A 26,279-nucleotide genomic window follows, 5' to 3' on the forward strand; every position below is an offset into this window, starting at 1 on the left:
GCTCCCACAAAAAAGCCAGCCAGCCGCACCAAACCGTGAGAGCCGCGCCCTCGCGGCGAAAGGCGGGCCAACGGCTGCCCGAGTCTTAAACAAGAACGCCGCGAAAATCGCGGCGTTCGGTCCTGCATCGGCGCTTAGAGGTAATAAGCCTTCAGCGGCGGGAAGCCGTTGAATTCCACCGCGCTGTAGCTGGTGGTGTAGGCACCGGTGGAGAGCCAGTACATGCGGTCGCCGATGGCCAGGTTCAGCGGCAGGCCGTACTTGTAGTTCTCATACATGATGTCGGCGCTGTCACAGGTCGGGCCGGCGATGACCACTTCTTCCATCTCGCCCTTCTTCTCGGTCCAGATCGGGAACTTGATGGCTTCACCCATGGTTTCGATCAGGCCGGAGAACATGCCGACGTCGGTGTATACCCAACGCTCGACGGCAGTACGGGACTTGCGCGCCACCAGCACCACTTCGCTGACCAGGATGCCGGCGTTGGCGATCAGCGAGCGGCCCGGCTCAAGAATGATTTCCGGCAGCTCGTCGCCGAAGTCTTCCTTGAGGAAGCGGATGATTTCCTCGGCGTAGGTTTCCAGGCTGTTGGTGCGGGTGATGTAGTTGGCCGGGAAGCCGCCACCCATGTTGATCATCTTCAGCTCGATGCCGTCTTCTTCCTTCAGGCGCTCGAAGATCACCTTGACCTTGGCGATAGCGGCGTCCCACACGGAAATATCGCGCTGCTGCGAACCGACGTGGAAGGAGATGCCATAGGGCTCGAGCTTCAGCTGGCGTGCCAGGATCAGCAGGTCCATGGCCATATCGGTCTGGCAACCGAACTTGCGCGACAGCGGCCAGTCAGCGGTGGTCGAGCCTTCGGTGAGGATGCGCACATAGACTTTCGAGCCCGGTGCCGCCTTGGCGATGTTGCGCAGGTCGGCTTCCGAGTCGGTGGCGAACATGCGCACGCCCTTCTCGTAGAAGTAGCGGATGTCCTTGGCTTTCTTGATGGTGTTGCCGTAGCTGATGCGCTCGGGGCCGACGCCACGGGACATCACCTTGTCCAGCTCGTAGATCGAGGCAATGTCGAAGCTCGAACCCTTGTCCTTGAGCAGGTCGATGATCTCGACCGCTGGGTTGGCCTTGACCGCGTAATAGACCTTGGCGAAGTCAAATCCGGCACGCAGATCGTCATAGGCCTTGTCGATGGTGGCAGTGTCGATGACCACGAAAGGGGTTTCGTGCTGGTCGGCAAACGCCTTCATTTTCTGGAAGGTGGGACGGGAATAATAATCTTCGATCTTGATCGACATGCATGGCTCCAAATCGGGAAAACGTAAAGTCGGATTAGGGATGGAAAGAACGCCTGATCAGTTTCCCCACTTTGGTTCGCCTACTTCCCAAGGCTGTGTCGCCGAGAACCCCTTGAGGTCTCTCGTCGTCAGTACTTGAGCCGGATGGATCGTTGCCAGCATGGACGTTCGGGCGCGAACCATAAGACCAAGCGCCACAGGGGTCAAGAGTCGATTTCCACCTGTTTACCACAGATGGAAGGCATCGATGTTTCAGCGGGGCTGCGCGCTCCCTTCGGGAATTATTCCCGGCCTTTTTCGGGAAAAATTCCCGCGGGCATTCACCAACGAAGCCCAACAAAAGTATTAAGTCAACGGAGCCAACGGTCAGTTCCCGGCCCTAGCCGGCTGATCGACCATGGGTCGCGAAAAGCTGCCCACCAAGGACATAACAATTATGAGCTCCCGCCCTTACCCGACGCTTCTTCAGCTGTCTCTGATGATGTGCATGCCTGCCATTGCACTGGCCCAACAGGACCCTGCCCCCCTGGAACTGCCCAGCCTGGACGTGCGCAGCATGGTTCCGGAAAGCATTCAGGGAACACCCGGCGCGGCCAACCTGCTGTCAAGGGAAACCGTCGACACCTACAAGCCCTATACCCTGCATGACGCCTTCGACTTCGTCCCCGGCGTGCGCACCATCGATGACGATGTGCTCGGCCTGCGCTCGGGCATCGGCGTGCGCGGCGCGCCACCGCGGCGCTCACGCAAGGTGCTGCTGCTGGAGGACGGCACCCCCATCAACAACAGCGCCTATCTCGATTCCGGCGCCCACTACACGCCGCCGCTGCAACGCCTGGAACAGGTCGAGGTGCTCAAGGGCGCCGGGCAGATCATTCATGGTCCGCTGAACAATCACGGCATCATCAACTTCCGCAACCTGCGGCCAACTGCCGAGCCACAGACCCGTGTTGAACTGGCCGCTGGCAACCAGAGTACGCGCCAGAGCCACATCAGCCACCGCCGCACGGAAGGCCCGCTGGGCATGGTCTTCAGCTACACCGGCAAAGAGGCCGACGGCACCTTCGACGTGGAAGAACACGAGTTCGACGACTTTTACGGCGGCTTCGAGCTGCAGCTCAACGACAGCCACCAGCTCGCCGCCTCGGCCACCTATTTTCGCGAACGCAGCCAGGGCTACGATGAAAGCAACCTCTCGCTGCAGCAGTACCGCGAAGACCCACGCGGCAAGAAGCGCCTGGACGAAGGCCGCGAGTACAACAACATCTCGGTGGACTACTACAAGCTTGACCTGACCCACAACTACCAGATCAGCGACGACGTTCGCCTGTCCTCGAAAGTCTTCGCCACCGAACTGGATCGCCCGCGCTTCCAGACCCGCGGCACCGCACCGGACGAAGGCGGCGTGATGGAAGGTCGTGATCGCCGTTACCACACCCTTGGCCTGGACAGCCGGCTGGATATCGGCGGCATTTCCGCCCTTGGCCTTGATCATCGCATCCAGACCGGCATTCGCTACGAGAAGCACCGCTTCGCCGACCGCCGTCCGGTAGGCCGTCCCGGCGAAGCACTCAAGGAAGGCAATCGTGGCGAGGTCTATGCCCATGCCGGCGAAAACGGCTACACCCGCGATGGCCGTCTGATGACCTACGATGCCGAAGCCATTTCCGCCTTTGCACAGAACACCATCAGCCGCGGCGACTGGGCCATCACCCCCGGCCTGCGCTTCGAGACGTTCAACCAGTACAACAAGACCAATTTCCGCCCTGGTGACGATGACGAAGGCGTGACCAAGAAGGACAGCAACAGCCTGCTGCTGCCCGGCATCAGCCTGCTTTACAGCGGCTTCGACAACAGCGAGGTCTACGCCGGCATCCACCGCGGCTATGCCCCGGCCTCGGCTCGCAGTGATGAATTCCCGCTGACCCCGGAAACCGGCATCAACAGCCAGATCGGCCTGCGCAGCAGCGCCCTCAAGGGTGTCAGCCTCGACATGGCGCTGTTCTACAACCGCATCGAGGACACCCTGATCCGCAAAGAGGTCGACGAATTCGGTGATGCGCTGTTCGTCAATGCCGCCGACTCACGGGTCTACGGTCTGGATCTTGGCGCGCGAATCGACTCCTGGGCCTGGTACGACTCACCGCTCAATGCTTTTGCCGAAGTCGCGATGAACTACACCAATGCGAAATTCAGCAACGGCCCACTCAAGGGCAACGATGTCCCGGAAGTGCCGCGCTACAACGGCAGCCTGACCCTGGGCCTGGAGCACACCGCCGGTTGGCATCTGAGCACCACCCTCAGCCACTTTGGCGCTTTTTATACCGATATCGAAAACACCCGACCGATCACCGCCAGCGGCGACGAGGACGATGCCGGGCGCGTGCCCAGCCACACCCTGCTCTCGGCACGCGCCAGCTACAAGCTGCCGACACGCCTGGACACCACCCTCTGGATCCAGGGCCGCAACCTGACCGACAAGCTGTACATCGCCGATATCCAGGAAGGCATCCGTCCCGGCGCGCCGCGCTCGATTCTGGCGGGCGTGACCTTCAACTTCTGACGGTTCATCGGAAAGCGCCTGACAGATCACCACATGGCTTGCCGACAAGCACGCCATGCGGTGAAAAACAGGGCCTTTTGTAGGAGCGAATTTATTCGCGAGCCTTTAGCGAAAACTCCGTGCCGCAAAGCAACACTCGCGAACGAGTTCGCTCCTACAGGTAGATGAGGCAGCGTTTTCACCTTCTCTTGTACCCCGCTCATGCGATTGCCCTGAGCTTCCCCCTACAGTTCGCGACCTGCAAATACGACTCGCGTATAATCGACGACTTTTCCGTTTTGCCAAAAGCAGGTTTTGCCGTTCATGACCACCCAGGCCGCTGAAGTCGCGAAGCGCCGTACGTTCGCGATCATCTCCCACCCCGATGCGGGCAAGACCACCATTACCGAACGCCTGCTGCTGATGGGCAAGGCCATCGAGGTTGCCGGCACGGTGAAGTCGCGTAAATCCGACCGCCACGCCACGTCCGACTGGATGGAAATGGAAAAGCAGCGCGGTATCTCCATCACCACCTCGGTGATGCAGTTCCCCTACCGCGAACACATGATCAACCTGCTCGACACCCCCGGCCACGAAGACTTCTCCGAAGACACCTACCGCACCCTGACTGCGGTGGACAGCGCCTTGATGGTGCTCGACGGCGGCAAGGGCGTAGAGCCGCGCACCATCGCGCTGATGGACGTCTGCCGCCTGCGCGACACGCCCATCGTCAGTTTCATCAACAAGCTGGACCGCGACATTCGCGACCCGATCGAACTGCTCGACGAGATCGAAGCGGTGCTGAAGATCAAGGCCGCGCCCATCACCTGGCCCATCGGCTGCTACCGTGACTTCAAGGGCGTGTATCACCTCGCGGACGACTACATCATCGTCTACACCCCTGGCCACGGCCATGAGCGGACCGAGGTGAAAATCATCGAGAAACTCGACTCCGACGAAGCGCGCAAGCACATCGGCGACGAGTACGAGCGTTTCATCGAACAACTGGAACTGGTGCAGGGCGCCTGCCACGAATTCAACAGTGAGGAATTCCTCGCCGGCCAGCTGACGCCGGTGTTCTTCGGCACTGCGCTGGGCAACTTCGGCGTCGATCATGTACTGGACGCCATCGTCGACTGGGCACCCAAGCCGCTGGCGCGCGCTGCCAACGAGCGGGTGGTCGAGCCGGTCGAAGAAAAATTCAGCGGCTTCGTATTCAAGATCCAGGCAAACATGGACCCCAAGCACCGCGACCGCATCGCCTTCATGCGCATCTGCTCGGGCCATTACGAAAAGGGCATGAAGATGCGCCATGCGCGTCTGGGCAAGGATGTGCGCATCGCCGATGCCCTGACCTTTTTCTCCAGCGAACGCGAAATGCTCGAAGAAGCCTGGGCCGGCGACATCATCGGCCTGCACAACCACGGCACCATCCAGATCGGCGACACCTTCACCGAAGGCGAGAACCTGAGCTTTACCGGCATCCCGCACTTCGCGCCGGAACTGTTCCGCCGCGTGCGCCTGAAAGACCCGCTGAAATCCAAGCAACTGCGTCAGGGCCTGCAGGAGCTGGCAGAGGAAGGCGCGACACAGGTGTTCTTCCCCGAGCGCAACAACGACATCATCCTCGGTGCGGTCGGTGTGCTGCAGTTCGACGTGGTCGCCAGCCGCCTGAAGGAGGAATACAGGGTGGAATGCGCCTACGAGGCCATCAACGTCTGGTCGGCGCGCTGGATCGAGTGCAGCGACGAGAAGAAACTCAAGGAATTCACCGACAAGGCCTATGAGAACCTGGCTATCGACGGCGGCGGACACCTGACTTACCTGGCGCCCACGCGGGTCAATCTGGCGCTGATGGAAGAACGCTGGCCGGACGTGAAATTCCGCGCCACCCGCGAGCATCATTGATCCCCGGCCATGAATATCGAAACCATCCTCCAGCGTCTGCACGCCATCCGGGATCACAATGACTGGCAGCGTTTCCACAGCCCGAAGAACCTGGCCATGGCCGCCAGCGTGGAGATGTCGGAGCTGGTGGAAATCTTCCAGTGGCTCACCGAGGACGAATCCCGCCAGTTGCCTGCCGACAAGCTCGAACACGCCGGGCAGGAAGTCGGTGACATTCTCATGTACCTGCTGCTGATGTGCAGCGAACTGGGCATCGACATGGAGCAGGCACTGCTGGCCAAGCTGAGCGACAACGAGCGGCGCTTCGTGCGATGAGTGATCGCCATTTCGACGAGCTGGCCACCCGCTTCGCCGAAAAAATCTATGGCGGCAGCAAAGGTGCGATCCGGCTTGCCGTGCTGCAAGCCGATCTTGCCGAGGCCCTGCCGCAACGCCCGCTGCGAGTGCTGGATGTTGGCGCCGGGCTTGGTCATATGAGCCTCTGGCTGGCCCAGCAGGGCCATGAAGTCACACTCGCCGAACCGGCCGAACCGATGCTTGAAGGCGCGCGCGAGCGTTTCGCTGCTGCAGGACAGACGGCGGCCTTTATCCAGACTGCCTGGCAGGATGTGGAACAGCATGTCGAAGGCCGCTTCGATCTGGTCATCTGCCACGCCGTGCTGGAGTGGCTGGCCGAGCCCGAGGCGATCCTGCCGGTGCTGCGTCGCCTGATCACCAGCGATGGCTGGCTGTCGCTGGCTTTTTATAACCGCGATGCGCTGATCTATCGCAACCTGCTCAAGGGCAGTTTCAAGAAGCTTCGCCGTCAGAACTTCGCTGGCGAACGCCAGAGCCTGACCCCGCAACGCCCACTTGATCCGCGCGAGCTGGCGGCGCAACTTGCGCCCCACTGGTGGGTCGAAAGCAGCAGTGGTGTGCGGGTCTTCCATGACTACATGCCGCACGATTTTCAGATACGCGCCAGACAGCAGGAACTGGTGGAAATGGAACTGGCCTATCGCCGTCACCCAGCCTTTGCCGGCCTGGGCCGCTACCTGCACTGGCTGTGTCGACCGCACTGAACAGCAGCTGGGAGACATCGATGCTCAAGCGTACAGCGTTATCCCTGATCTGCCTGAGTCTTGCGGCCTGCCAGAGCAGCAATCCCTATACCAGCGAATCCGCACCGATTCCGCCGGCGCCACCTGTCGAACAGATCCAGTCCCCGATCTATCCGGCCACACCCCGGGATTTTTCCAGTTACCAGAGCTGGAGCTGGCGCACCCCGCCCGCCGGTGCAGCCTCGCTTGCCGGCGAAGAACTGCAGGAGATGGTTGCCGGTGCGCTCGATCAACGTGGCCTGCGCCCGGCGCCGAGCGGCTCCCTAGGCGATGTGCAGATCAGTACCAGCGCCAGCCTGCAGACGCGGGTGCGGCAGGTCTATGATGATTACGGTTCTCGCGTCGGCGTGGGTCACTATGGTGGCGGCTATGGATACGGCAGCGGCTACGGCGTCGGCGGCAGCGTACCCGTCGTGCGCAATTACGAGGAAGAGGTGATGTCGGTGCGTATCGAGATGTTCGACACCGCCTCCGGTCAGTCCGTCTGGAGCAATCAGGCCGAATCTCGCAGCGCCGCCAAACAGGCCGAGCGCAAGAACGCCGCCCGTGAGGCGATCAATCGTGCACTGGCCGACTATCCACCGCGTTGACGCATACAGCCGAACACGGCACCCCGAGGAGATAGCCACATGCTCCGCACACTGATGATCCTCCCCCTGCTGGCGTTGCTGGTTGCCTGCCAGACTAGCCAGGTGCAACGCGATTTCGATCCGCAACGGGACTACGCCGCCTATCGCAGCTGGGACTGGCAGGAGCCAGGCCTGCAGTACCGTCCGGATGATCCACGCATCAAGAGTGATCTCACCGAGCAGCGCATCCGCAGCGCCGTCACCGAGCAGCTCGACCAGCGTGGCCTGCGCCAGGCACAGACCGGCAGCAGCGCAGACGTACGGGTGCAGGCATGGTTCATCGTCGAGCAACGCACCCAGCAATACAGCTCGACGTCGATGGGGGCCTGGGGCAGCCCGTGGCATGGTTACTGGGGCGGGCCGATGTATACCGACACCCGCACCCTGCACTATCAGGTCGGTACCTTGCAGATCGACTTCTACGACGCCGATGACGGCAAGCTGATATGGCGCGGCAGTACCGAACAGACCCTGCGCAGCGATCCGGGTGGTCCCCAGGAGCGGGCCAGCATGCTGCGTGAAGCCGTTGCCCGTGTGCTCTCGCAATATCCGCCGAGATAAAGCGTAATCAGGCCGTTAAAAACCTAGACGAGGCAGGCAGGACAAGGCGCAACGACCAGCGGGAGTACCCGCCACAGGCTCGCCCAAAGGGATGAGCGCAGCGAATCAAGCGGCGTTTGATCGTTTTTATTTGCGCTCGAAGGCGTAGAACAGATTGGGTTCGCTCACCAGATACATATCGCCACCTGCATCGAAGGTCACACCCTCCGCCTGCGGCACGCTGCTCTCCAGTCCGGCGAATCCGCGCCAGAGCGAGCGATAGCTGACCAGGCTCCCGTTGGCGTCCAGCTCCATCAGCAGCTTCGCTTCCTCGCTGAGCAATACCAGATGCCCGGTGCGCTCATCAAAATGCACGGAGGCCAGGTCGCTGGCCATGCCCTTGTCCTCAATCCAGGCTTCACGGTCGATGATCTTCAGATTCATCTGGCCGCTCAGGCTGGCCCTGATGCCCTGGATTTCGTAGAGCTTGCGCGGCGAATGCTCCTTGACCACGAATAGCCGATCACCGCTCCGGTCGTAACCAACGCCTTCGAAACCACTGTTTTCACCGTCACCCAATGCCAGCGTAATCGATGCGTAGTCCTCGCGCTGGAGCGCGCCAGGTGCTTGCGGCACCGGCACAATCACCAGCGACTGGCTGCGCTCTTCGGCCATCACCAGCAGATCGTCGCCCAGGTAGGTGATACCCTCGACATCGACAAAGCCACTCAAGGGATAACGCGCCAGGAAGGTTCCATCCCTGTCCAGCGCGATCAGTTCCTCGGGATTGTTCAGCACCGCCCAGAGGTGGTTGCGACGGTCATCGAACGTCAGTCCGGAAAGGTTGTTGGCGACCGATGCCACGGGCAGCGCATCGACCCGCACCTGGTACTCGGGCAGCCACAGGCTACGCGCCTCCCAGCTGTTTTCATGCCAGGCGGACTTGAGCGCATAGAACGCCCGCTCATCCAGATGCATCGCCGAGACGGCATAAAGCAGGCCGGCAGCCAGCAGGCCAAGCGGCCACAGTTTCGGGCGCATTCCGGAAAGTCCCGAAGCGCGCACCCCGGTATGGATCGTCATGGTCTATCTCATGAGGAGGCAGGCCAGCAGCCTGAACGGAAAGGATTACAATTGCGTGGCACTCTCATCGCCAGCCGACAGCCCATCATGGACCGGCAGGCAGGGCGCCAAGTTCAACAACTGCGGAACTGCAAGCCGGATTGATGGCCCAACGCCCCAGCAGCCGTGCGAGCGACAATGGAGAGCAGCATGCGGGTGGAAGGCTTTTTCGAGTGGCTGGGCGAGGCGCTCGGCACCGTTATTCGTTACATCGTCGACGCCCTGAGCGGCATTTTCGGGTTCCTGGCCGGCGCCGGGAGCAACTTCCTGGAAGGCCTCTCACGCACGCTGGGCATCGACCAGTCGCTGATCAGCCTGTTCGCGCTGTTCATCGGCCTGATGCTGCTGGTGGCTGCATTGCGGGCCTTGCTCCGGGGTTCGGTCATCGCAGCGCTGATCTGGCTGTTTCTGGGCTTATGGCTGCTGAGCTGGTTGATCCACTGACAGCAGCGGCAAGCTTCGAGCCACAAGCTTCGGTATAGTTGCGGGCTGTTCTGGAGGCCCGCAATGTTCCGGTTGCTTGATGCCTGGCGGCACGCACCCACTCATCGACGTGTCTGGGCGCTGGCTGCGCCGATGATTCTGTCCAATCTTTCCGTACCCCTGGTCGCGCTGGTGGACAGCGCGGTGATCGGTCATCTGCCCCATGCGCATCAGCTGGCCTCGGTGGCCGTGGGCGGCAGCCTCTATACACTGCTGGTCTGGGTGATGGGCTTCCTGCGCATGGGTACCACCGGTTTCGCTGCACAGGCAGCCGGTCGCAACGATGGCGGTGTCCTGCGCCAGGTATTGCTGCAGGGCTTACTGCTGGCATTCGGCTTTGCCCTGCTGCTGAGTCTCGTTGCGCTGCCCCTCAAGGGTTTGGCCCTGCAGTTGATGCAGCCCTCGGCTGACCTCGATCACCTGACCCAGGTGTACTTCCATACACGCCTGTTCGGGCTCCCCGCGGCGCTGGGCAGCATGGCGCTTATCGGTTGGTTTCTCGGTGCCCAGAATGCCCGAGCGCCGCTGGCTATTCTGCTCACCACCAACCTGATCAACATCGTACTGGACCTCTGGTTCGTCATCGGCCTGGAATGGGGCGTCGCCGGAGCCGCACGCGCCTCGGTGATTGCCGAATGGAGCGGACTGGCCGTCGGACTGGCCCTCACGCGCGGCGCCCTGCGCCGCCATCCGGGCCGACTGGACCAGCAGGCGCTGCGCCTGTGGGCGAACTGGAAGCCGCTGATGTCAGCCAATCGCGATATCTTTTTGCGCTCACTGGCGCTGCAACTGGTGTTCTTTCTCGTCACCGTGCAGGGCACGCGTCTGGGCGACACCACCGTCGCGGCCAACGCGCTGCTGCTTAATGGCCTGCTGCTTACTGCCCATGCTCTCGACGGCCTGGCACACGCCATCGAAGCACTCAGCGGCCATGCCATCGGCGCCCGGAATCACCTGGAGCTGCGACGGATCTTGACTGTGGCAGGAGGCTGGTCGCTGCTGGCCAGCCTTGCCTTTGGCCTGTTCTTTCTGCTCGGCGGTTCATTGTTCATCCAGTTGCAGACCGATATCCCCGACGTGCGCGAAATGGCCATCACCTACCTGCCATACCTGGCCGCATTGCCGCTGGTGGCCGTGTGGAGCTATTTGCTCGATGGCCTGTTCATCGGCGCCACCCGCGCCCGCGAAATGCGCAACGCCATGCTCCTGGCCGTGGCGATTTCGCTACCATTGGGCTGGCTGCTGCAAGGCATGGACAATCATGGATTGTGGATGGCCTTTCTCGCCTTCATGCTGTTACGCGGGATATGTCTGGGCGCCATCGCCCGGCGCCTGCAACGCCAGCGGCAATGGTTCGATATACCTCACGCCACGCCCACCGAGCCCATACCAAAAGGTCCCTGACATGGTCTATGCCGTGGTCGCCTACCTGCACTTCGTGGCGATTCTTTTACTCTTCGCCCTGCTGGTGCTCGAACATCAGCTGCTTCGCCAGCCGCTGGATTTCGAGCGGGCACGCAGCCTGTACCGCGTGGATATCGCTTTCGGCATCGTTGCCGGCCTGGTGCTGTTCACCGGCGCCGCACGCGCCATGCGCTACGGAAAAGGGCTGGACTACTACCTCAACAACAGCCTGTTCCACACCAAGGTCGGGCTGTTCATCGCCGTTGCTCTGCTATCGCTCTACCCCACTCTGACCTTTTTCAGATGGCGCTCGGCGTTGAAGGCTGGCGAAGTTCCTGCACTGACACCAGGCAGCGCGCGGCGGGTGACACTGATCATCCGTATCGAGCTGTTCACCCTGCTATTGATCCCGCTATTTGCCGCCCTGATGACACGAGGCTTCGGAGTAATGCTGCGCTGATCGCTTGGCAGTCAAAGCGAACTCTCGGCCAGCGAGAGCCTCCAAGCTGCGTTCCCGAAGGAGGTTTTCATGATCAAGCATCTCACCACCGGTGGCTTCGCCCTCTGCATGTACGCGTCGGTCGCACTGGCCCAGACACCTAAACCGGAAGTTATTGCCCATCTGAACGGGCTGGATATCGAAGTCAGTGCCATGGGCGTGCCGACCGCCACGACCGAAGCCGGCGGCGAGCTGGTGGGCATCAGGGCAATTCGCGTGATGAACAACACTGACGAAATGGTGACCTGCGAATTTCATGTGCCGGACGAAGCAAGGGCAAGCACTTCAGCCCCGCCGGTGTTCAACCTGACCCCGAAGAGCCAACGTGTCGAACGCGTTCCAGGCGACTACTCCCCTGACGAACCCTTCGCCGAACTGACCTGTCATGCCGCTAACCAGAGTGTGGAAAGCCCGGCTACGGAGTCGCCGGGCGGGGCTGGTTCAGAACAGTCACCCTCCGATTAAGACTGGCTGCTTAGGCAGCCATACGCTCGCACGCCTCGGCGCAGCGCCGGCAGGCCTCTGCACAGGCCTGACAATGATCGGCCTGATGTTTGCTGCACTCCTCGGCGCAGGCATGGCACGCCTGAGCACACAGTTCGCAGACAGCCTTTGCATGACCGCTGTCGCGGGTCATCAGCACGGCGGCCAGCGAACAGATGTCGGCGCAGTCACGATCCAGCTCGATGCAGCGCGCCATCATCTTCACGTCTTCCTCGCGCAGGCAAGAGGCGGCGCAGGTTTCACAGATCAACGCACAGTTGGAACAGGCCTTGATGCAGGCCTCATGGTCTGGATTGAGCATGGGATAGTCTCCTCTGTGATGGATTAATGGACTGCCAACGGATTTTCCGCGGAGCATCTCTCATTCGTTTGATGGGCCACAGGCTTTGCAAAGTTCCAGCAGATCGATCAATGGCGCTGCGGGAGTTGACCGTTACAATGGCGCACCCAAGTCCATACCTTCCGCAGTCATGACGTTCACCCTAGCCGCGCCCAGCGAATTCCAGGAAACCATCCGCAAGAGCCGCTTCCTGGCCAAGGCCGCACCGGTATCGAGTCCGGAAGAAGCCCAGGCATTTATCGATGCAGTCAGCGACAGCAGCGCGACGCATAATTGCTGGGCCTGGAAGATTGGCAATCGCTATCGTTTCAGCGACGACGGCGAACCCGGCGGCACAGCGGGCCGACCAATGCTCAGCGCCATCGAAAGCCAGGACTGCGATCAGGTCGTGGTGGTGGTGATTCGCTGGTTCGGTGGCATACAGCTCGGCACCGGTGGTCTGGCGCGGGCCTATGGCGGCTCGGCGGCGAAATGCCTGCAGGGTGGCGAGCGCCTGGAACTGGTATCCCGATCCCTTTACCGATGCCACTGCCGCTTTTCCGAACTGGCCCTGCTCAAGGCCCGCCTGGAAGAGCACGATGCGCTTATCGAAAGCGAAACCTTCGATGCCGAAGGCGCCGAGTTGAAACTGGCCGTGCCCGAGATACAGCGGGCCGGGTTGCAACAACTGCTGGCCGACATCAGTCGGGGCCGCAGCCATCTGTCGGCTGCTGATGACTGATCATGCTTCACGTTGCCCACATTTGTTGTTGAATTCGCTGTGGATAACCTTTTGATGAGTGGCTGCAAGAGCCTAATGGCGCGGCTTTCACGAAGTTGTCGATTTAGTGAGCAAAGCTCGCTCCAAATGCCAAATCAGCCACTCAACCTACTGATAAATAAATGTTTTGAGGGTTTTCCATAAAAATCCGGAGTGTCATTTTCACGCCCTTGTCAACCATGGAGTTATACCCCGATTAAGTGGAGAACTCTGTGGATAACACTGGGAATAACCCAGCGAACACTGATGGTTGCTGCGCCGGTCAATTCTGATCATTTTTTCACCAGCGTCACATCATGTTCATCACGCTGCCATACGCCGGCAATCTACCTTCCTGTTGGATTCGGTTGCCCTTTCGCTGCACCTGACCACTAGAATGTGGCAAACGCCGATGAGAACGCCCCTATGTACGACTGGCTCAACACCCTACCCAAAGCCGAACTGCACCTCCATCTGGAAGGCTCGCTGGAGCCTGAAATGCTCTTCAGTCTGGCCGAACGCAACAAGATCGCCCTGCCCTGGGATAACGTCGATACCCTGCGCAGCGCCTATGCGTTCGGCAACCTCCAGGAGTTTCTCGACCTCTATTACCGTGGCGCGGACGTGCTGCGCACCGAGCAGGATTTCTACGACCTTACCTGGGCCTACCTGCAAAAATGCGAAGAACAGAACGTGGTGCACACCGAGCCTTTCTTTGATCCCCAAACCCACACCGATCGGGGCGTTCCCTTCGAAGTAGCGATACGCGGCATCAGCGATGCCCTGGCTGATGGACGTGAACTGCTGGGCATCAGCAGTGGCCTGATCCTCAGCTTCCTGCGCCATCTGTCTGAAGAGGAAGCCTTCAGAACACTGGAGCAGGCAATGCCCTATCGCGATGCGTTCTTCGCCGTTGGGCTGGACAGCTCCGAAGTCGGTCATCCGCCAAGCAAGTTCGAGCGTGTATTCGCCAAAGCCCGCGCCGACGGCTTTCTCGCAGTCGCCCATGCCGGAGAGGAGGGTCCGCCCGAGTACATCTGGCAAGCGTTGGACCTGCTCAAGGTCCGCCGCATCGACCATGGCGTGCGCGCCGCCGAAGACCCCAGGCTGATCGCCCGCCTGATTGACGAACAGATCCCGTTGACCGTCTGCCCACTGTCCAATACCAAGCTGCGTGTATTCGACGACATGAGCCAGCACAACATCCTGCAGCTGCTGGAGCAGGGCGTGAAGGTTACGGTCAACTCCGATGATCCGGCGTACTTCGGCGGCTACGTGACAGAGAATTTCATGGCCCTGCACAAAAGTCTGGGCATGACCGAAGACCAGGCGCGGAGGCTGGCGCAGAACAGCCTGGACGCACGCCTGGCTTAGCAGACCGTTTACAGAGCGAGGCGGATGCTGTTACATACACAAGTGACTGTAAACCTGTGCAACCCCTACAAGCGCAGCACCATTCGCCCGCAACGGCCTTAATGTAGCCTTTGGCTGCCGTAGTCAAATATGCGAAGAACCAAAGAAGACGCCGAAAAAACCCGCCTGGCCCTACTGGCCTCTGCCGAGAAGCTGTTCCTGGACAAGGGCGTGGCACATACCAGTCTCGACCAGATCGCACGTGACGCCGGCGTGACGCGCGGCGCGGTGTACTGGCACTTTCAGAACAAGGCTCACCTGTTTCACGAAATGCTCAACCAGGTGCGCCTGCCACCCGAGCAGATGAATGAACGGCTCTGCAGTTGCAACCAGCAGCAGCCCTTGCTGGCGCTGCGCAATCTTTGTATCGAAGGCCTGCGGGCGCTGGCCAGGGACGAGCAAAAGCGCCGGATCATGACCATCCTGCTGCATCGCTGCGAGTTCACAGAGGAACTGCGTGAAGCCGAAGAGCGTCACCAGGCGTTCATCAATCAATTCATTGATCTGTGCGAGCAGTTGCTGCAACGAGCAGCCAACAATCTACACCCGGGAGTGACGCCGCGACTCGCCGCCCTCACGCTTCATGCGCTGCTGGTCGGTCTGTTCAGCGACTGGACCCGAGACGCCTCGCTGTATGATCCCGAAACCGACAGCGCCGCGCTGATCGACCCGTTGTTTCGCGGTCTGATACGCGACTGGGACGAAAAAGCGCGACTCTTGCCAACAGCCTGAGCACTGCAGCGCCCGCCAGACAGGCTGAATCAGTGGGCTGAATAGCCCTCTTCTTCAATCACCTCACGTATCGCCGCTTCGCTCAGACTGCCCTCGACCTGCACCGTCCCCGCCTTCAGATCAACCCGAACCTGGGCCTCTGCATCGCGCGCCTTGATTGCATTGATCACGGCGCGCTCGCAATGTCCGCAGGTCATGCCGCTTACGTTGAATGTCTGCATGACGTTCTCCTGTATCGCTATTGTTGAAGACCCGGCCATTCTCATGCTTGCCATAATGACAAGGTCAAGAGCTGCTGAGCCAGTCCTGCAGGGCTTGACCTTCACCCAAGGTAAGGGTTGATCATGGCAGGCATGAATCAGCAGGAGCCCACCATGCCCAGTTCCACCCACACACTGCCTGTCAGCGGGATGACTTGCGCCAGCTGCGCCGGACGGGTCGAGCGCGCCCTGCTCAAGGTGCCGGGCGTTGCCAGCGCCTCAGTTAACCTTGCGACCGAACAGGTCCACATTGAAAGCAGTGAAAGCCCCCTGATCAAACTGATCCAGGCTGTGGAAAAGGCCGGTTATGCCGTACCGCTGCAGACATTGGAACTGGCCGTTGAAGGCATGACCTGCGCCAGCTGCGTCGGCCGGGTCGAACGCGCCCTGCTCAAGGTGCCAGGGGTGCATAGCGCTACGGTAAACCTGGCCAGCGAGCGCGCCCGTATCGAAGCGCTCGCCACGCTTGAAGTTGCAACACTGCTCCAGGCCGTCGAGGCCGCCGGCTACAAGGCGCATGCCAGCGATAGGCAACAGGCTGCGAGAGACAACAACGATCAGCGTCTGCACCGCGAACGGCGGACGGTCATCATAGCCCTGCTGTTGGCGGCACCACTGGTGCTGCCGATGTTCGGCGACCTCTTTGGTCAGCACTGGATGCTGCCGGCCTGGGTGCAGTTCCTGCTGGCCACACCCGTGCAGTTCATTCTTGGCGCGCGTTTCTACGTGGCCGGCTGGAAGGCCGTACGCGCCCTCACTGGCAACATGGACCTGCTGGTCGCCATCGGCACCAGCGCCGGCTATGGCTTAAGCCTTTATCAATGGTGGGTCGCGCCTGCCGGAGAGATGCCGCACCTGTATTTCGAGGCCTCGGCGGTGGTCATCGCCCTGGTGCTGCTCGGCAAGTATCTGGAAAGCCGCGCCAAGCGCCAGACCAGCGCCGCCATCCGCGCTCTGGAAGCCTTGCGCCCCGAGCGGGCAATACGCATCGTTGAAGGCCGTGAAGAAGAGGTCGCCATCGCCGCGCTGCATCTCGATGACCTGGTCATGGTCAAGCCCGGCGAGCGCTTCCCGGTGGATGGCGAGGTGGTCGAAGGCGAAAGCCAGGCCGACGAGGCACTGATCAGCGGCGAGAGCCTGCCGGTAAACAAGGCGCCCGGCGACCGCGTCACGGGCGGCGCCATCAATGGCGAAGGCCGCTTACTGGTGCGCACCATCGCACTGGGCGGCGAGACAGTGCTGGCCCGCATCATCCGCCTGGTGGAAGACGCCCAGGCAGCCAAGGCGCCGATTCAGAAACTGGTAGACAAGGTCAGTCAGGTGTTCGTCCCGGCAGTGCTGGTCATCGCCCTGGCGACGCTCATCGGCTGGCTGCTGACAGGCGCAACGGCGGAAGTTGCCTTGATCAACGCCGTCGCTGTGCTGGTTATCGCCTGCCCCTGCGCGCTGGGGCTGGCGACACCGGCGGCAATCATGGCCGGGACCGGCGTGGCGGCGCGCTACGGCATTCTGATCAAGGACGCTGAAGCGCTGGAAATCGCCCATGCGGTCACCGCTGTGGCCTTCGACAAGACCGGCACACTGACATCCGGTACACCGCGCATCGTCCACCTGCATGCCGTCGATGGCGACGAAGCCGCACTGCTACGTCAGGCAGGCGCGCTGCAACGCGGCAGCGAGCATCCCTTGGCCCGCGCAGTGCTCGATCGCTGCGCAGAAAAAGGCCTTGAGATGCCGGATGTGGAAAAAAGCCAGTCACTGACCGGGCGCGGCATCGCCGGCACCCTTAAAGGTCGCTCGCTGGCACTTGGTAACCAGCGGCTGCTGACCGAAAACGGTCTGCAGCCGGGTGAGCTGACCAGCCAGGCCGAAGCCTGGGAAGCTCAGGGCCGTACCCTTTCCTGGCTGATCGAAACCAGTGAGCAGCCCCGGATACTGGGCCTTTTCGCCTTCGGCGACAGTCTCAAGCCGGGCGCTGCAGAAGCGATTGCCGCGCTCGATGCACGCCATATCCGCAGCCATCTGATCACCGGTGACAACCGTGGCAGTGCGCGAGTGGTGGCCGAGGCGCTGAAGATCGACAGCGTACATGCCGAAGTATTGCCGGCGGATAAGGCTGCCACTGTTACCCAGCTGAGAAAAGACGGCGCGGTGGTGGCAATGGTCGGCGACGGCATCAATGATGCCCCGGCACTGGCCGCCGCAGACGTTGGCATTGCCATGGGTGGCGGCACCGACGTGGCCATGCACGCCGCCGGCATCACCCTGATGCGTGGCGACCCGCGTCTGGTGCCGGCAGCGCTGGAAATAAGCCGCTACACCTATCGCAAGATCCAGCAGAACCTGTTCTGGGCTTTCATCTACAACCTGGTGGGCATTCCGCTGGCGGCATTCGGCTTTCTCAGCCCGGTGGTCGCTGGCGCGGCAATGGCCCTGTCCAGCGTCAGCGTGGTCAGCAATGCCCTGCTGCTCAAGCGCTGGAAACCGGATCACGACGAGGAGCATCGACCATGAACATTGGCGAGGCGGCACGGCACACCGGCCTGTCGGCAAAAATGATTCGCTACTACGAGTCCATCGGGCTGATTTCACCTACCGGTCGCAGCGCCAACGGCTACCGCCATTTCGACGAAGAAGACCTGCACCGCCTCGCCTTTATCAGGCGTTCGCGCGATCTGGGCTTTTCCCTGGAGGAAGTGGGCAGACTGCTGACCCTCTGGCATGACCGCCAACGCGCCAGCGCCGACGTGAAAGCCCTGGCAGGGACGCATATCCAGGCACTGAATCGCAAGATCCACGAGCTGGTGAGTCTGCGCGATACGCTGCAGGAGCTGGTCGATACCTGCCACGGCGATGACCGCCCGGACTGCCCCATTCTCAAGGATCTGGAGTCGGGTGGACGGTAAGACCTGCAGGCTACAGACCGAGCGTGTGGATCACCGGCTGCCGACCACTGCAGGACGCTCGCTGCCAAAGGCGGTGTTCAAGCCTGTGATTGCAGGTAATTCTGCAGACCGACGCGGTCGATCAGACCGAGCTGCTGTTCCAGCCAGTAGGCATGGTCTTCCTCTGTGTCGTGCAGTTGCAGGGCGAGGATATCGCGCGTCACATAGTCACTATGCTGTTCGGCCAGGGCGATGCCTTTGGCCAGCGCCTCACGCACCTTGTACTCCAGCGCCAGATCGTTGCGCAGCATGTCCGGCACGCTGTGGCCGATGTTGAGCGCATCGGGTGTCATGTCAGGCGTACCTTCGAGAAAGAGGATGCGTTGCAGCAACGCATCAGCGTGCTGGGTTTCCTCTTCCATCTCGTGGTTGATGCGCTCGTAGAGCTTGCTGAAGCCCCAATCGGCGTACATCCGCGAGTGCAGGAAATACTGATCGCGCGCGGCCAGCTCTCCACGCAGCAGTTCCTTCAGATACTCGATAACCAGGGGCTGACCTTGCATTGCGACTTTCTCCTGACATTGAAATGCCGGGTAATGATACGCCCAATCCGCGCCGAACCAAGCAGCGCGGTGGCGCAGGAAAAGGCTACTGGCCAGTCAAGGACGAACCACCTGGCTGGCACAGGGCTCTACTGCGTCGAGCAGAGCGATGCCCGGATGGGAAACTGAAACGATACAGGGTCATGAAGCACGAACCCTTTGTCATCGACTCAGTGGCGCATCCACGGCGGCACAGGCGGCTCGTCGGAGGGCTCGTCAACGGCATTGCGCAGTGCTTCCTTGCGTGCCTGCTCCGCCAGGGTCGCCTTGATTTCACGCATGACGGCATCCAGATCGGCAGCGTCTTCCGGCTCGGCAAACTCCCCGGTCAGTTCGGTTTCCGGCGTCAGCTTGCCTTCCTCATACAGGGCCCACATTTCCTTGGCATAACGGGTAAACCGAAGCTCGGGCGCGAATTGGCCGAAGTAGGCGGACATATTGCCAACATCACGCTCAAGCATCTCAAGCGCATGATTGTTGCCAGCCGCATCCACTGCCTGCGGCAGATCGATGATCACCGGGCCATGTTCGTCGAGCAGCACGTTGAACTCGGAAAGATCGCCATGCACCAGACCGGCGCAGAGCATCTTCACCACTTCGCCAATCATGAAGGCATGAAACTCTCGGGCGTCGTCGGGGTGTAGCTCCACGTCGTTGAGGCGCGGAGCCGCGTCTCCGTCGTCGCCGGTGATCATTTCCATCAGCAGCACGCCGTCGAGAAAGTCATAAGGCTTGGGCACCCGCACGCCCGCGTCGGCCAGACGAAACAGGGCTGCCACTTCGGCGTTCTGCCAGTTTTCCTCCTTTTCCTTGCGCCCATGTTTGGAGCCCTTGGCCATGGCCCGGGCATCGCGACTGCTGCGCACCTTGCGCCCTTCCTGATACTTCACCGCCTGCCGAAAGCTGCGGTTGTTGGCCTCCTTGTAGACCTTGGCGCAACGCAACTCCTCACCGCAGCGCACCACATAGACCGCTGCCTCCTTGCCACTCATAAGCGGGCGCAGCACTTCATCAATCAGCCCATCCTCGACCAGCGGTTCGAGTCGTTTTGGCGTTTTCATCAGCGATTTACAGACCCTTCTCGGCTACACAGGTCTGCAGGTTACGGTAATCACCAGCGAGCTTCCATGCTCACCCGCAAGTTTGCCGCAGCAAGGCGTATTGGCACAGGCGCACGCAAGGCGGACAATCGTCCCAATCGCCAGCGGAGGCCTGCCATGCTCGACCCAGTTCGTCCTCGCCCAGCCGATGCACGCAAGCGCAAAGGCACACCCGAAGTGCTGCGCTACGCCATCAGTCCCTGTCCGCTGGGATTGCTGCTGATTGCAGCCAGCGAGCATGGCCTCTGTGCCCTGCTGTTCGCAAACGATGAACCGGCACTGCTGGAAGAGTTGCAATCGCGCTTCCCAAGCGCCGTACCGGTTCGCGATCAGGCCGGCCTCGATGACTGGCTACAGGCTGTGCTGGCGCAACTTGAAGACCCCTCTCGCAGCACCGACCTGCCACTCGATCTGCGCGGCAGCGCTTTCCAGCAGCGCGTCTGGCAAGCCCTGCAAGCCATTCCACCCGGCCAGACCATGCGCTACGGCGAATTGGCCGCAAATCTGGGCAGTCACGCCCGAGCCGTGGCTCGCGCCTGCGCAAGCAATCCGCTCGGTCTGCTGGTGCCCTGCCATCGGGTTGTGGGCGCCGATCAGGCACTGACCGGCTATCGCTGGGGCGTCGAGCGCAAAGCTGCTTTGCTTGCCGCTGAAAGCAGACAATCGGGAGCCTCACAACGATCCTGAGGTCCGATATTCGGCCTGTACCTGATCAAGAGATTTCTGCCGTGCCATTGATCGACACCCACACCCATCTCGATTTCGAGGACTTCGCCGACGACCGCGATGCCGTGCTGGCCCGCTGCGCGGCAGCCGGCGTGGAGAGGATCGTCGTGCTCGGCGTGCATCGGGCGAACTGGGAGCGCGTCTGGCAACTGGCCCTGGACAAGCCGGCGATTCATGCGGCGCTCGGCCTGCATCCAGTATTCCTGCGGGATCATCAAAACGAGCATATCGCGCAGTTGAGAGACTGGCTGCTGCGACTGCGTGGCGAGCAAAAACTCTGCGCCATCGGCGAAATCGGCCTGGACTATTACGTCGAGGAACTCGACAGGGAACGACAGCAGCACTTGCTTGAAGCCCAGCTTGAGCTGGCCAATGAGTTCGCGCTACCGGTACTGCTGCATGTGCGACGTGCCCATGCACCGATGATCGCCACGCTGAAACGCCACAAGCTCAAACGCGCCGGGATCGTTCACGCCTTCAGTGGCAGCCTGGAAGAAGCACTGGAATACATCAGGCTTGGCTACAAGCTCGGCCTCGGCGGCGCTGGCACCTGGCCACAGGCGCACCGCATGCATCGCGTGCTTCGACAGTTGCCGCTTGAGAGCATCGTGCTGGAAACCGACGCCCCGGATATTGCGCCGCACAGCCATGCCGGCCAGCGCAACAGCCCGGAATTTCTTCCGGACATCTGCCGTGAACTGGCGCAGCGCCGGGGCATCAGCCCAGAGGAGTTGGCTGCGGCCAGCCACCACAATAGCTGCGAGCTGTTTCGCTGGGCCTCGTAGAGCCGAACCTGTTCGGCTTTAACAGTTTGCGGTCGAGCGAATTCAGCCCTGCAACCAGCGTTAAACCTTGAATGCAGCAATCAAACGTTGCAAACGCCCCACCAACTCGCTCAGTTCGCGGCTGGCCTGCTCAGTCTGCCCGGCACCTTCGGCAGTACGCTGCCCGGCCTCGTTGATGGCTACGATGTTGCGATCAATATCCTGAGCTACCGCAGTCTGCTGCTCGGCGGCAGCAGCGATCTGCTGGTTCTGATCGACGATCACGCCCACCGCGCCAAGAATATGCTCCAGCGCCTGACGGACCTGTGCCGACTGCTGGACCGTTTCGTCGGCCATTGCGTGGCTGGCACCCATGGTCTTCACCGCAGCACCCACACCGCCCTGCAGGCGGTCGATCATCTGCTCGATCTCCTCGGTAGACTGCTGGGTGCGCCGGGCCAGATTGCGCACTTCATCGGCGACCACCGCAAAGCCGCGCCCCTGCTCACCGGCGCGCGCGGCCTCGATGGCGGCATTGAGGGCCAGCAGGTTGGTCTGCTCAGCGACGCCCTTGATCACATCCAGCACCTGGCTGATGGCCTTGCTGTCACCGGCCAGCCGATTGATCACCTCTACCGACTCCGCGATTTCCGCCGCCAGCCGCTCAATGCCATGTACCTGGGCTTCGACCAGACCGCGACCACTGAGGGTTTGCTGGTTGACGTCATGCGCGCGGCCCACTGCAGACTCGGCACTGCTGGCCACTTCCTGGGCCGTTGCCGACATCTGATTCATGGCGGTGGCGACTTGCTCGATCTGGCCGCGTTGCCCGGATACCGTCTGGTTGCTCTGCCCTGAAACCATTTCAACCTGCACAGCCTGGCGCTCCACCTCGGCCACCGTCTGGCCGACCCGCTCGATCAACTCGCGAATTCTGGCCACCGTCTCGTTGAACACCTGCCCCAGTTCGCCCAGCTCGTCACGGCTGCGCACCTCGCAGCGCGCCGTCATGTCGCCAGCGGCTACGCGATTCATGGTGGCGCCAAGGCTGCGCAGCGAGGCGCGTGTAGAGATATAGAAGGCGCTGTAGAGGTAGACAACCAGCATAAACACCACAGCCAGAGCTACCAACAGACCAGTCATCAGCAGGCGCTTCTGCTCCAGGCGCGCGCCCAGATCGGTATCCAGGAAGACCAGGATTGCATCGTTGAGCGCGTAGGTCTTCGCCATTTCACGGCTGATCAGGTCATAGAACGCATGCCACGGCTGATCCAGCGTCTCGGCCATGATCACCTGATCCTGGAAAATATCGCTACTGATCTGCAGCGATTCACGGCTCGCCCGGGTGAAGCTTTCCAGCTGCCGTGACGCGGCAGCACTGCCGGCGAGCACATCCTGCAACTGGGCAGCGTACTGGTTCTGCTGCTTTTCCAGCTCGAGCACCAGCGCATCCAGCTTGTTGCTGGCGTCGGAATTGAGATAGCCCTGACCAAAGGTGTAGGCCCCAACGGCGCGCCCCTCGCCAAGCATGCCGGTGATGGATGGGGTCACCGAGGTCAGTAGCTCTGCCAGCATGCGCACATCCCGCTGACTGTCCTGGCTGAGCCCGGACTGACTGGCAATCAGCTTGATCATCACCTGAGTTTCACCCAGCAAGGCCCGCGCCATGGCCACCTTGGCCTGCAGGGACTGCTGCGCCTGAGCCTCACGCAAGGCCGCAGCGAGGGCGTCGCGCCGCCTGTTGAATTCCTCGATCTGCTCGGCATCATCGCTGGCCAGGGCCAGGTTTTGCATGCGCCCGGTGAGTTCGTCCTCGGCATCAGCCAACCGGGTCACCAGGCCCTGCTCGCCGCCCGCCTGCCCGATGATGCTTTCAATCTCAACGAGGTCTTTCCATTCCTCCACCTGCCGGCGCAACTGCAAGGCACTGCTCAACAGCTCCAGGCTCTGCAGCTCATTGCGGGTTCCAACAAACTCCCGGTACGACTCACGCACCAGCGCGAAATTGGTCAGCAACATGGGCGCGAAGAAAAGCACACTGATCAGGCTGAATTTCATGGCGAAACTCAGGCGATTCATCAATGCGACGGCAGGACTCAACAGGCTGTTCAAAAGACGTCTCCCAACTTTTTGTTGTTGTGCTTGCAGCGTTCGATGGCTGCAGCAGGGCTCGTCAGAGAGGTAGCACAGGAACTTATACGGGATATCACCTGTCGGCTTTGTAAATTAACGTAATGGCACAGTGCCTGAGATGCATTTGCAAGCAACACGCCTGTTCGATTAGCCAAAGGCGTGATTCGATAATCCGAGTCGCAATCCAGGGATTGGCGACTTCTGCAGAAAACTAGCCGGATATGGTCCAGAGCGCGATCAGCGCATACCAGAGCATGCGCGTACGCGTCAGCAGCGCAGTGAGATTGTCGAGCCGGACGAGCCCTGCCTCGCCCTCCACAGAGTCATCCAGTTCAGCAGCAGCCGGACCGACATTGGCCAGCAGTTGCCGGGCCGAAATGTCCCAATTCAGCAACTCGTGCAACAGGGAACGATTGACGGCAACAAAATTGCCGACCAGGCCGAAGCTGAGCAGCAGCACACGCACCGCTGGCCAATCGAAAGCGTGCAGCAGTTGACCCGCGCGCTCGCGCATGGCGTCGGTACTTGCATGCTCGCAGGTCAAGACCAGCAATCGATAGGCCAGCGCCGCCATCGGCCCCAACAGCAAATACCAGAAAATCACCGCAAAGAATCCCTGATGACTGCCCCAGAGCAGCCGCGTCTCCACGGCCCGCAACAGCCCTGGCGCATCCTCCGCGGTCAGGCCCAGGTCACGCTCGGCAACCAGTGCCGCAGCCTCATCATCACCACGTCGCCAGGCATCGCGGAACGGCCCCAATTCACGCTTGGTATGTCCGCGCCCAAGACTGTAAAGCAGCACCAGCAGGTGCAACGGCAGGCTGAGCCAGCCATAGGCCAGCGGCTCCAGCGCCATCAACAGCAGCCCGAGCAACAGCACCGGCAGCAACACCACCAGCAATAGACTCAGCCAGGGCATCGTCGCCAGCCTGGAACCCGCTTCGATACGCCGCAGCAGACGTAGCCAGGGCTCATCCTGCTGTACATTTTGTCGCCAATCGGTGAGCTTTTCGATCAGCAATACCAGCAAAACCACGAGAAAGATCATGTTTCAGGTCCTTGGGCGGGACGAATTCAGGCGATGATCGCAGCCGCGCGCAGACGCGACCAGTCGAATTTCGGTCCCGGATCGGTCTTGCGGCCCGGTGCGATGTCGCTGTGGCCGCAGATCCGCTCGGGTGTAATGGCCGGATAGGCCTGGCGCAGTATGCCGCACAGACGGATCAGACTGTCGTACTGCGCCTCGCAGAATGGCTGATCATCGGTCCCCTCCAGCTCGATGCCGAGTGAAAAGTCGTTGCAGTTCTCACGCTCGCCAAAGCGCGAAACACCCGCATGCCAGGCGCGGTCGAGACAGGAGACGAACTGGGTGACAACGCCATCACGCTCGATCAGGAAGTGTGCTGATACCTGCAGGGCGGCAATTTCCTCGAAGAATGGATGCTCATCGCATGGCAGGCAATTCTGAAAGAACTGTTGCACCTTGCCCGTGCCGAAACAACCCGGCGGCAGGCTGATGTTGTGGATGACCAGCAGCGAGATCTCACCCCTCGGCCGCTGATTGAAATTGGGTGAAGGGCAATGACGAACACCTCGACACCAGCCTGTCGCGTGGTCCAGCTGCATTGCGGCAAATCCTGGCTATTGCGGCCCTGCAGGCTAGCGCCTGCAAGCGGCAAGCGGCAAGCGCGGCCTGTGCCACCTCGCTCGCCGGGTCGGTAACACCTGACCGATCACCCGCTGCGCTTTTCATCACGGCGCGAGGCCAGACGATCAGCCAGACGAGTCGGTTCCGGCAGGCGGTAACGAGTGACATAGCGCATCACCAACTGCGGTGCGGTCGCCAGGCTGACCCGGTTGCCTGGCGAGATAATTAATGGGCGCACCTTGTCCTTGCTGCGCAACACCGTGCCGATGAGTTTGCCGTTGCGATCCAGCAGATCGACCTGATCACCGCGAAGCTCTCCGAGCGGCTGGTGCTGGCCGGTCAGTATCTTCTTCGCAACGCCGATGGTCGGCAAACCGGTGATGACACCCAGGTGAGCAGCAATACCCAGCCCGCGAGGATGGGCGACTCCATGGCCGTCGCAAAGAATCAGATCAGGTGCCCGTCCGAGCGCGTCGAGTGCCTGCAACACCGCCGGCAACTCCCGAAAGGAAAGCAGACCGGGGATATAGGGCATGTTGGTGGGAATCCTCGCCAGCGTCTGCGTCACGGGTTCAAGGGTTTCGGCATCAAGCAGCACCACGGCGGCACGGGTAATGGCGCCGCCCTCCTCAAAACCGACGTCAACGCCGGCAATCAGCCGCAACGAGCCAAAGTCGTCCGCCAGCAACACCCGGCTGGCCAGTTTTTTCTGCATCTCCCGCGCAGCTGTGACGCTGCCATCCCAGCCCGAAAAGGCGTCGGCGTAGGCGTGTGGCACTGTTGAAGTCATAGGCAATCCTCCGTTACGGATGGACAACGACAGGGACGATTTTCACCGTTGCAGATGAATTGTGACTGGACACTCTGCTAAAAAAATAAGACGCTCCCGCCTAAAGACGGCAGATATA

26 protein-coding genes and 1 pseudogene are annotated in these 26,279 nt (G+C 61.2%); 17 read left to right on the forward strand and 10 right to left on the reverse strand.

Translation table 11 applies throughout. The features are described from left to right. Window positions 1-134: 134 nt before the first annotated feature. Window positions 135-1,298: a type III PLP-dependent enzyme gene (locus NAV32_RS00470; protein ID WP_143509805.1), complete on the reverse strand. Its 1,164-nt coding sequence runs from the start codon at window positions 1,296-1,298 to the stop codon at window positions 135-137. Between the two features lie 436 nt (window positions 1,299-1,734). Here NAV32_RS00470 and NAV32_RS00475 point away from each other — a divergent pair, with 436 nt between their 5' ends. From NAV32_RS00475 to NAV32_RS00500, 6 genes are all read left to right on the forward strand, one after another. Further along, window positions 1,735-3,861 (forward strand): TonB-dependent receptor family protein, encoded by a 2,127-nt coding sequence (locus NAV32_RS00475; RefSeq protein ID WP_256050814.1) that lies wholly within the window; start codon window positions 1,735-1,737, stop codon window positions 3,859-3,861. Window positions 3,862-4,164: 303 nt separating this feature from the next. After that, entirely contained in the window at window positions 4,165-5,748 is a 1,584-nt protein-coding gene (locus tag NAV32_RS00480; protein WP_256050816.1) for a peptide chain release factor 3, read from the forward strand. A gap of 9 nt (window positions 5,749-5,757) precedes the next feature. Then, complete coding sequence (locus NAV32_RS00485) at window positions 5,758-6,063, forward strand: nucleotide pyrophosphohydrolase (RefSeq protein ID WP_256050818.1); 306 nt, start codon at window positions 5,758-5,760, stop codon at window positions 6,061-6,063. Next, window positions 6,060-6,809 (forward strand): methyltransferase, encoded by a 750-nt coding sequence (locus tag NAV32_RS00490; RefSeq protein ID WP_256050820.1) that lies wholly within the window; start codon window positions 6,060-6,062, stop codon window positions 6,807-6,809. The genes NAV32_RS00485 and NAV32_RS00490 overlap by 4 nt, the downstream gene beginning before the upstream one ends. A gap of 20 nt (window positions 6,810-6,829) precedes the next feature. Next, window positions 6,830-7,438 (forward strand): DUF4136 domain-containing protein, encoded by a 609-nt coding sequence (locus tag NAV32_RS00495; protein ID WP_256050822.1) that lies wholly within the window; start codon window positions 6,830-6,832, stop codon window positions 7,436-7,438. A gap of 39 nt (window positions 7,439-7,477) precedes the next feature. Further along, on the forward strand, window positions 7,478-8,038 hold the full coding sequence (locus NAV32_RS00500; protein WP_256050824.1) for a DUF4136 domain-containing protein: 561 nt from the start codon (window positions 7,478-7,480) through the stop codon (window positions 8,036-8,038). Between the two features lie 126 nt (window positions 8,039-8,164). Here NAV32_RS00500 and NAV32_RS00505 read toward each other — a convergent pair whose 3' ends face one another. After that, a complete protein-coding gene (locus tag NAV32_RS00505; RefSeq protein WP_256051136.1) occupies window positions 8,165-9,058 on the reverse strand; it encodes an SdiA-regulated domain-containing protein in 894 nt (297 codons plus the stop codon). A 231-nt stretch (window positions 9,059-9,289) separates the two neighbouring features. Between NAV32_RS00505 and NAV32_RS00510 the strand changes: the two genes are divergently transcribed. The 4 genes from NAV32_RS00510 (at window position 9,290) to NAV32_RS00525 (ending at window position 11,990) form a co-directional block, all read left to right on the forward strand. After that, entirely contained in the window at window positions 9,290-9,583 is a 294-nt protein-coding gene (locus tag NAV32_RS00510; RefSeq protein WP_256050826.1) for a hypothetical protein, read from the forward strand. A gap of 63 nt (window positions 9,584-9,646) precedes the next feature. Beyond that, window positions 9,647-11,026: an MATE family efflux transporter gene (locus NAV32_RS00515; RefSeq protein WP_256050828.1), complete on the forward strand. Its 1,380-nt coding sequence runs from the start codon at window positions 9,647-9,649 to the stop codon at window positions 11,024-11,026. A 1-nt stretch (window position 11,027) separates the two neighbouring features. Next, window positions 11,028-11,486, forward strand: coding sequence for a DUF2214 family protein (locus NAV32_RS00520; protein WP_256050830.1), 459 nt, complete (start codon window positions 11,028-11,030; stop codon window positions 11,484-11,486). A 69-nt stretch (window positions 11,487-11,555) separates the two neighbouring features. Further along, window positions 11,556-11,990, forward strand: a complete 435-nt coding sequence (locus NAV32_RS00525; protein WP_256050831.1) for a hypothetical protein — start codon at window positions 11,556-11,558, stop codon at window positions 11,988-11,990. Window positions 11,991-12,000: 10 nt separating this feature from the next. Here NAV32_RS00525 and NAV32_RS00530 read toward each other — a convergent pair whose 3' ends face one another. Beyond that, window positions 12,001-12,330 carry a four-helix bundle copper-binding protein gene (locus NAV32_RS00530; protein ID WP_256050834.1) on the reverse strand — a complete coding sequence of 110 codons (330 nt, stop codon included), beginning with the start codon at window positions 12,328-12,330 and terminating at the stop codon, window positions 12,001-12,003. A gap of 169 nt (window positions 12,331-12,499) precedes the next feature. Here NAV32_RS00530 and NAV32_RS00535 point away from each other — a divergent pair, with 169 nt between their 5' ends. The 3 genes from NAV32_RS00535 to NAV32_RS00545 all read left to right on the forward strand — a co-directional run bounded on the left by NAV32_RS00535 (window position 12,500) and on the right by NAV32_RS00545 (window position 15,253). After that, on the forward strand, window positions 12,500-13,090 hold the full coding sequence (locus NAV32_RS00535) for an IMPACT family protein (RefSeq protein WP_256050836.1): 591 nt from the start codon (window positions 12,500-12,502) through the stop codon (window positions 13,088-13,090). 444 nt (window positions 13,091-13,534) lie between these two features. Further along, on the forward strand, window positions 13,535-14,482 hold the full coding sequence (locus NAV32_RS00540; protein ID WP_256050838.1) for an adenosine deaminase: 948 nt from the start codon (window positions 13,535-13,537) through the stop codon (window positions 14,480-14,482). A gap of 129 nt (window positions 14,483-14,611) precedes the next feature. Continuing rightward, on the forward strand, window positions 14,612-15,253 hold the full coding sequence (locus NAV32_RS00545) for a TetR family transcriptional regulator (protein ID WP_256050840.1): 642 nt from the start codon (window positions 14,612-14,614) through the stop codon (window positions 15,251-15,253). A 29-nt stretch (window positions 15,254-15,282) separates the two neighbouring features. On the opposite strand, the gene NAV32_RS00550 is transcribed toward NAV32_RS00545, so the two are convergent. Beyond that, the gene (locus NAV32_RS00550; protein ID WP_256050842.1) at window positions 15,283-15,474 is read right to left on the reverse strand and encodes a heavy-metal-associated domain-containing protein; all 192 of its coding nucleotides are present in this window, start codon (window positions 15,472-15,474) and stop codon (window positions 15,283-15,285) included. Window positions 15,475-15,627: 153 nt separating this feature from the next. On the opposite strand from NAV32_RS00550, the gene NAV32_RS00555 reads away from it, so the two are divergent. Both NAV32_RS00555 and cueR read left to right on the forward strand, forming a co-directional pair. Beyond that, window positions 15,628-18,027, forward strand: a complete 2,400-nt coding sequence (locus tag NAV32_RS00555; RefSeq protein WP_256050844.1) for a heavy metal translocating P-type ATPase — start codon at window positions 15,628-15,630, stop codon at window positions 18,025-18,027. Continuing rightward, window positions 18,024-18,419: a Cu(I)-responsive transcriptional regulator gene (gene cueR, locus NAV32_RS00560; protein WP_256050846.1), complete on the forward strand. Its 396-nt coding sequence runs from the start codon at window positions 18,024-18,026 to the stop codon at window positions 18,417-18,419. The genes NAV32_RS00555 and cueR overlap by 4 nt, the downstream gene beginning before the upstream one ends. A 77-nt stretch (window positions 18,420-18,496) precedes the next feature. On the opposite strand, the gene bfr is transcribed toward cueR, so the two are convergent. After that, window positions 18,497-18,961, reverse strand: a complete 465-nt coding sequence (gene bfr / locus NAV32_RS00565) for a bacterioferritin (RefSeq protein WP_256050848.1) — start codon at window positions 18,959-18,961, stop codon at window positions 18,497-18,499. 209 nt (window positions 18,962-19,170) lie between these two features. Beyond that, on the reverse strand, window positions 19,171-20,061 hold the full coding sequence (locus tag NAV32_RS00570) for a PA4780 family RIO1-like protein kinase (protein ID WP_256050850.1): 891 nt from the start codon (window positions 20,059-20,061) through the stop codon (window positions 19,171-19,173). Window positions 20,062-20,253: 192 nt separating this feature from the next. Between NAV32_RS00570 and NAV32_RS00575 the strand changes: the two are divergent. Next, window positions 20,254-20,787: pseudogene (locus tag NAV32_RS00575) on the forward strand (methylated-DNA--[protein]-cysteine S-methyltransferase); the annotation flags it as partial. Between the two features lie 41 nt (window positions 20,788-20,828). Then, on the forward strand, window positions 20,829-21,611 hold the full coding sequence (locus tag NAV32_RS00580; RefSeq protein WP_256050852.1) for a TatD family hydrolase: 783 nt from the start codon (window positions 20,829-20,831) through the stop codon (window positions 21,609-21,611). 60 nt (window positions 21,612-21,671) lie between these two features. Here NAV32_RS00580 and NAV32_RS00585 read toward each other — a convergent pair whose 3' ends face one another. From NAV32_RS00585 to nfi, 4 genes are all read right to left on the reverse strand, one after another. Then, window positions 21,672-23,702, reverse strand: a complete 2,031-nt coding sequence (locus NAV32_RS00585) for a methyl-accepting chemotaxis protein (RefSeq protein ID WP_256050854.1) — start codon at window positions 23,700-23,702, stop codon at window positions 21,672-21,674. Window positions 23,703-23,934: 232 nt separating this feature from the next. Then, window positions 23,935-24,771, reverse strand: a complete 837-nt coding sequence (gene ampE / locus NAV32_RS00590) for a regulatory signaling modulator protein AmpE (RefSeq protein WP_256050856.1) — start codon at window positions 24,769-24,771, stop codon at window positions 23,935-23,937. A 26-nt stretch (window positions 24,772-24,797) separates the two neighbouring features. After that, window positions 24,798-25,349 carry a 1,6-anhydro-N-acetylmuramyl-L-alanine amidase AmpD gene (ampD, locus tag NAV32_RS00595; protein ID WP_256050858.1) on the reverse strand — a complete coding sequence of 184 codons (552 nt, stop codon included), beginning with the start codon at window positions 25,347-25,349 and terminating at the stop codon, window positions 24,798-24,800. Window positions 25,350-25,456: 107 nt separating this feature from the next. Next, entirely contained in the window at window positions 25,457-26,161 is a 705-nt protein-coding gene (gene nfi / locus NAV32_RS00600; protein ID WP_256050860.1) for a deoxyribonuclease V, read from the reverse strand. Window positions 26,162-26,279 lie beyond the last annotated feature (118 nt).

This window comes from Stutzerimonas stutzeri (assembly GCF_024448695.1).
In the GTDB taxonomy this organism is placed as follows: domain Bacteria; phylum Pseudomonadota; class Gammaproteobacteria; order Pseudomonadales; family Pseudomonadaceae; genus Stutzerimonas; species Stutzerimonas stutzeri_T.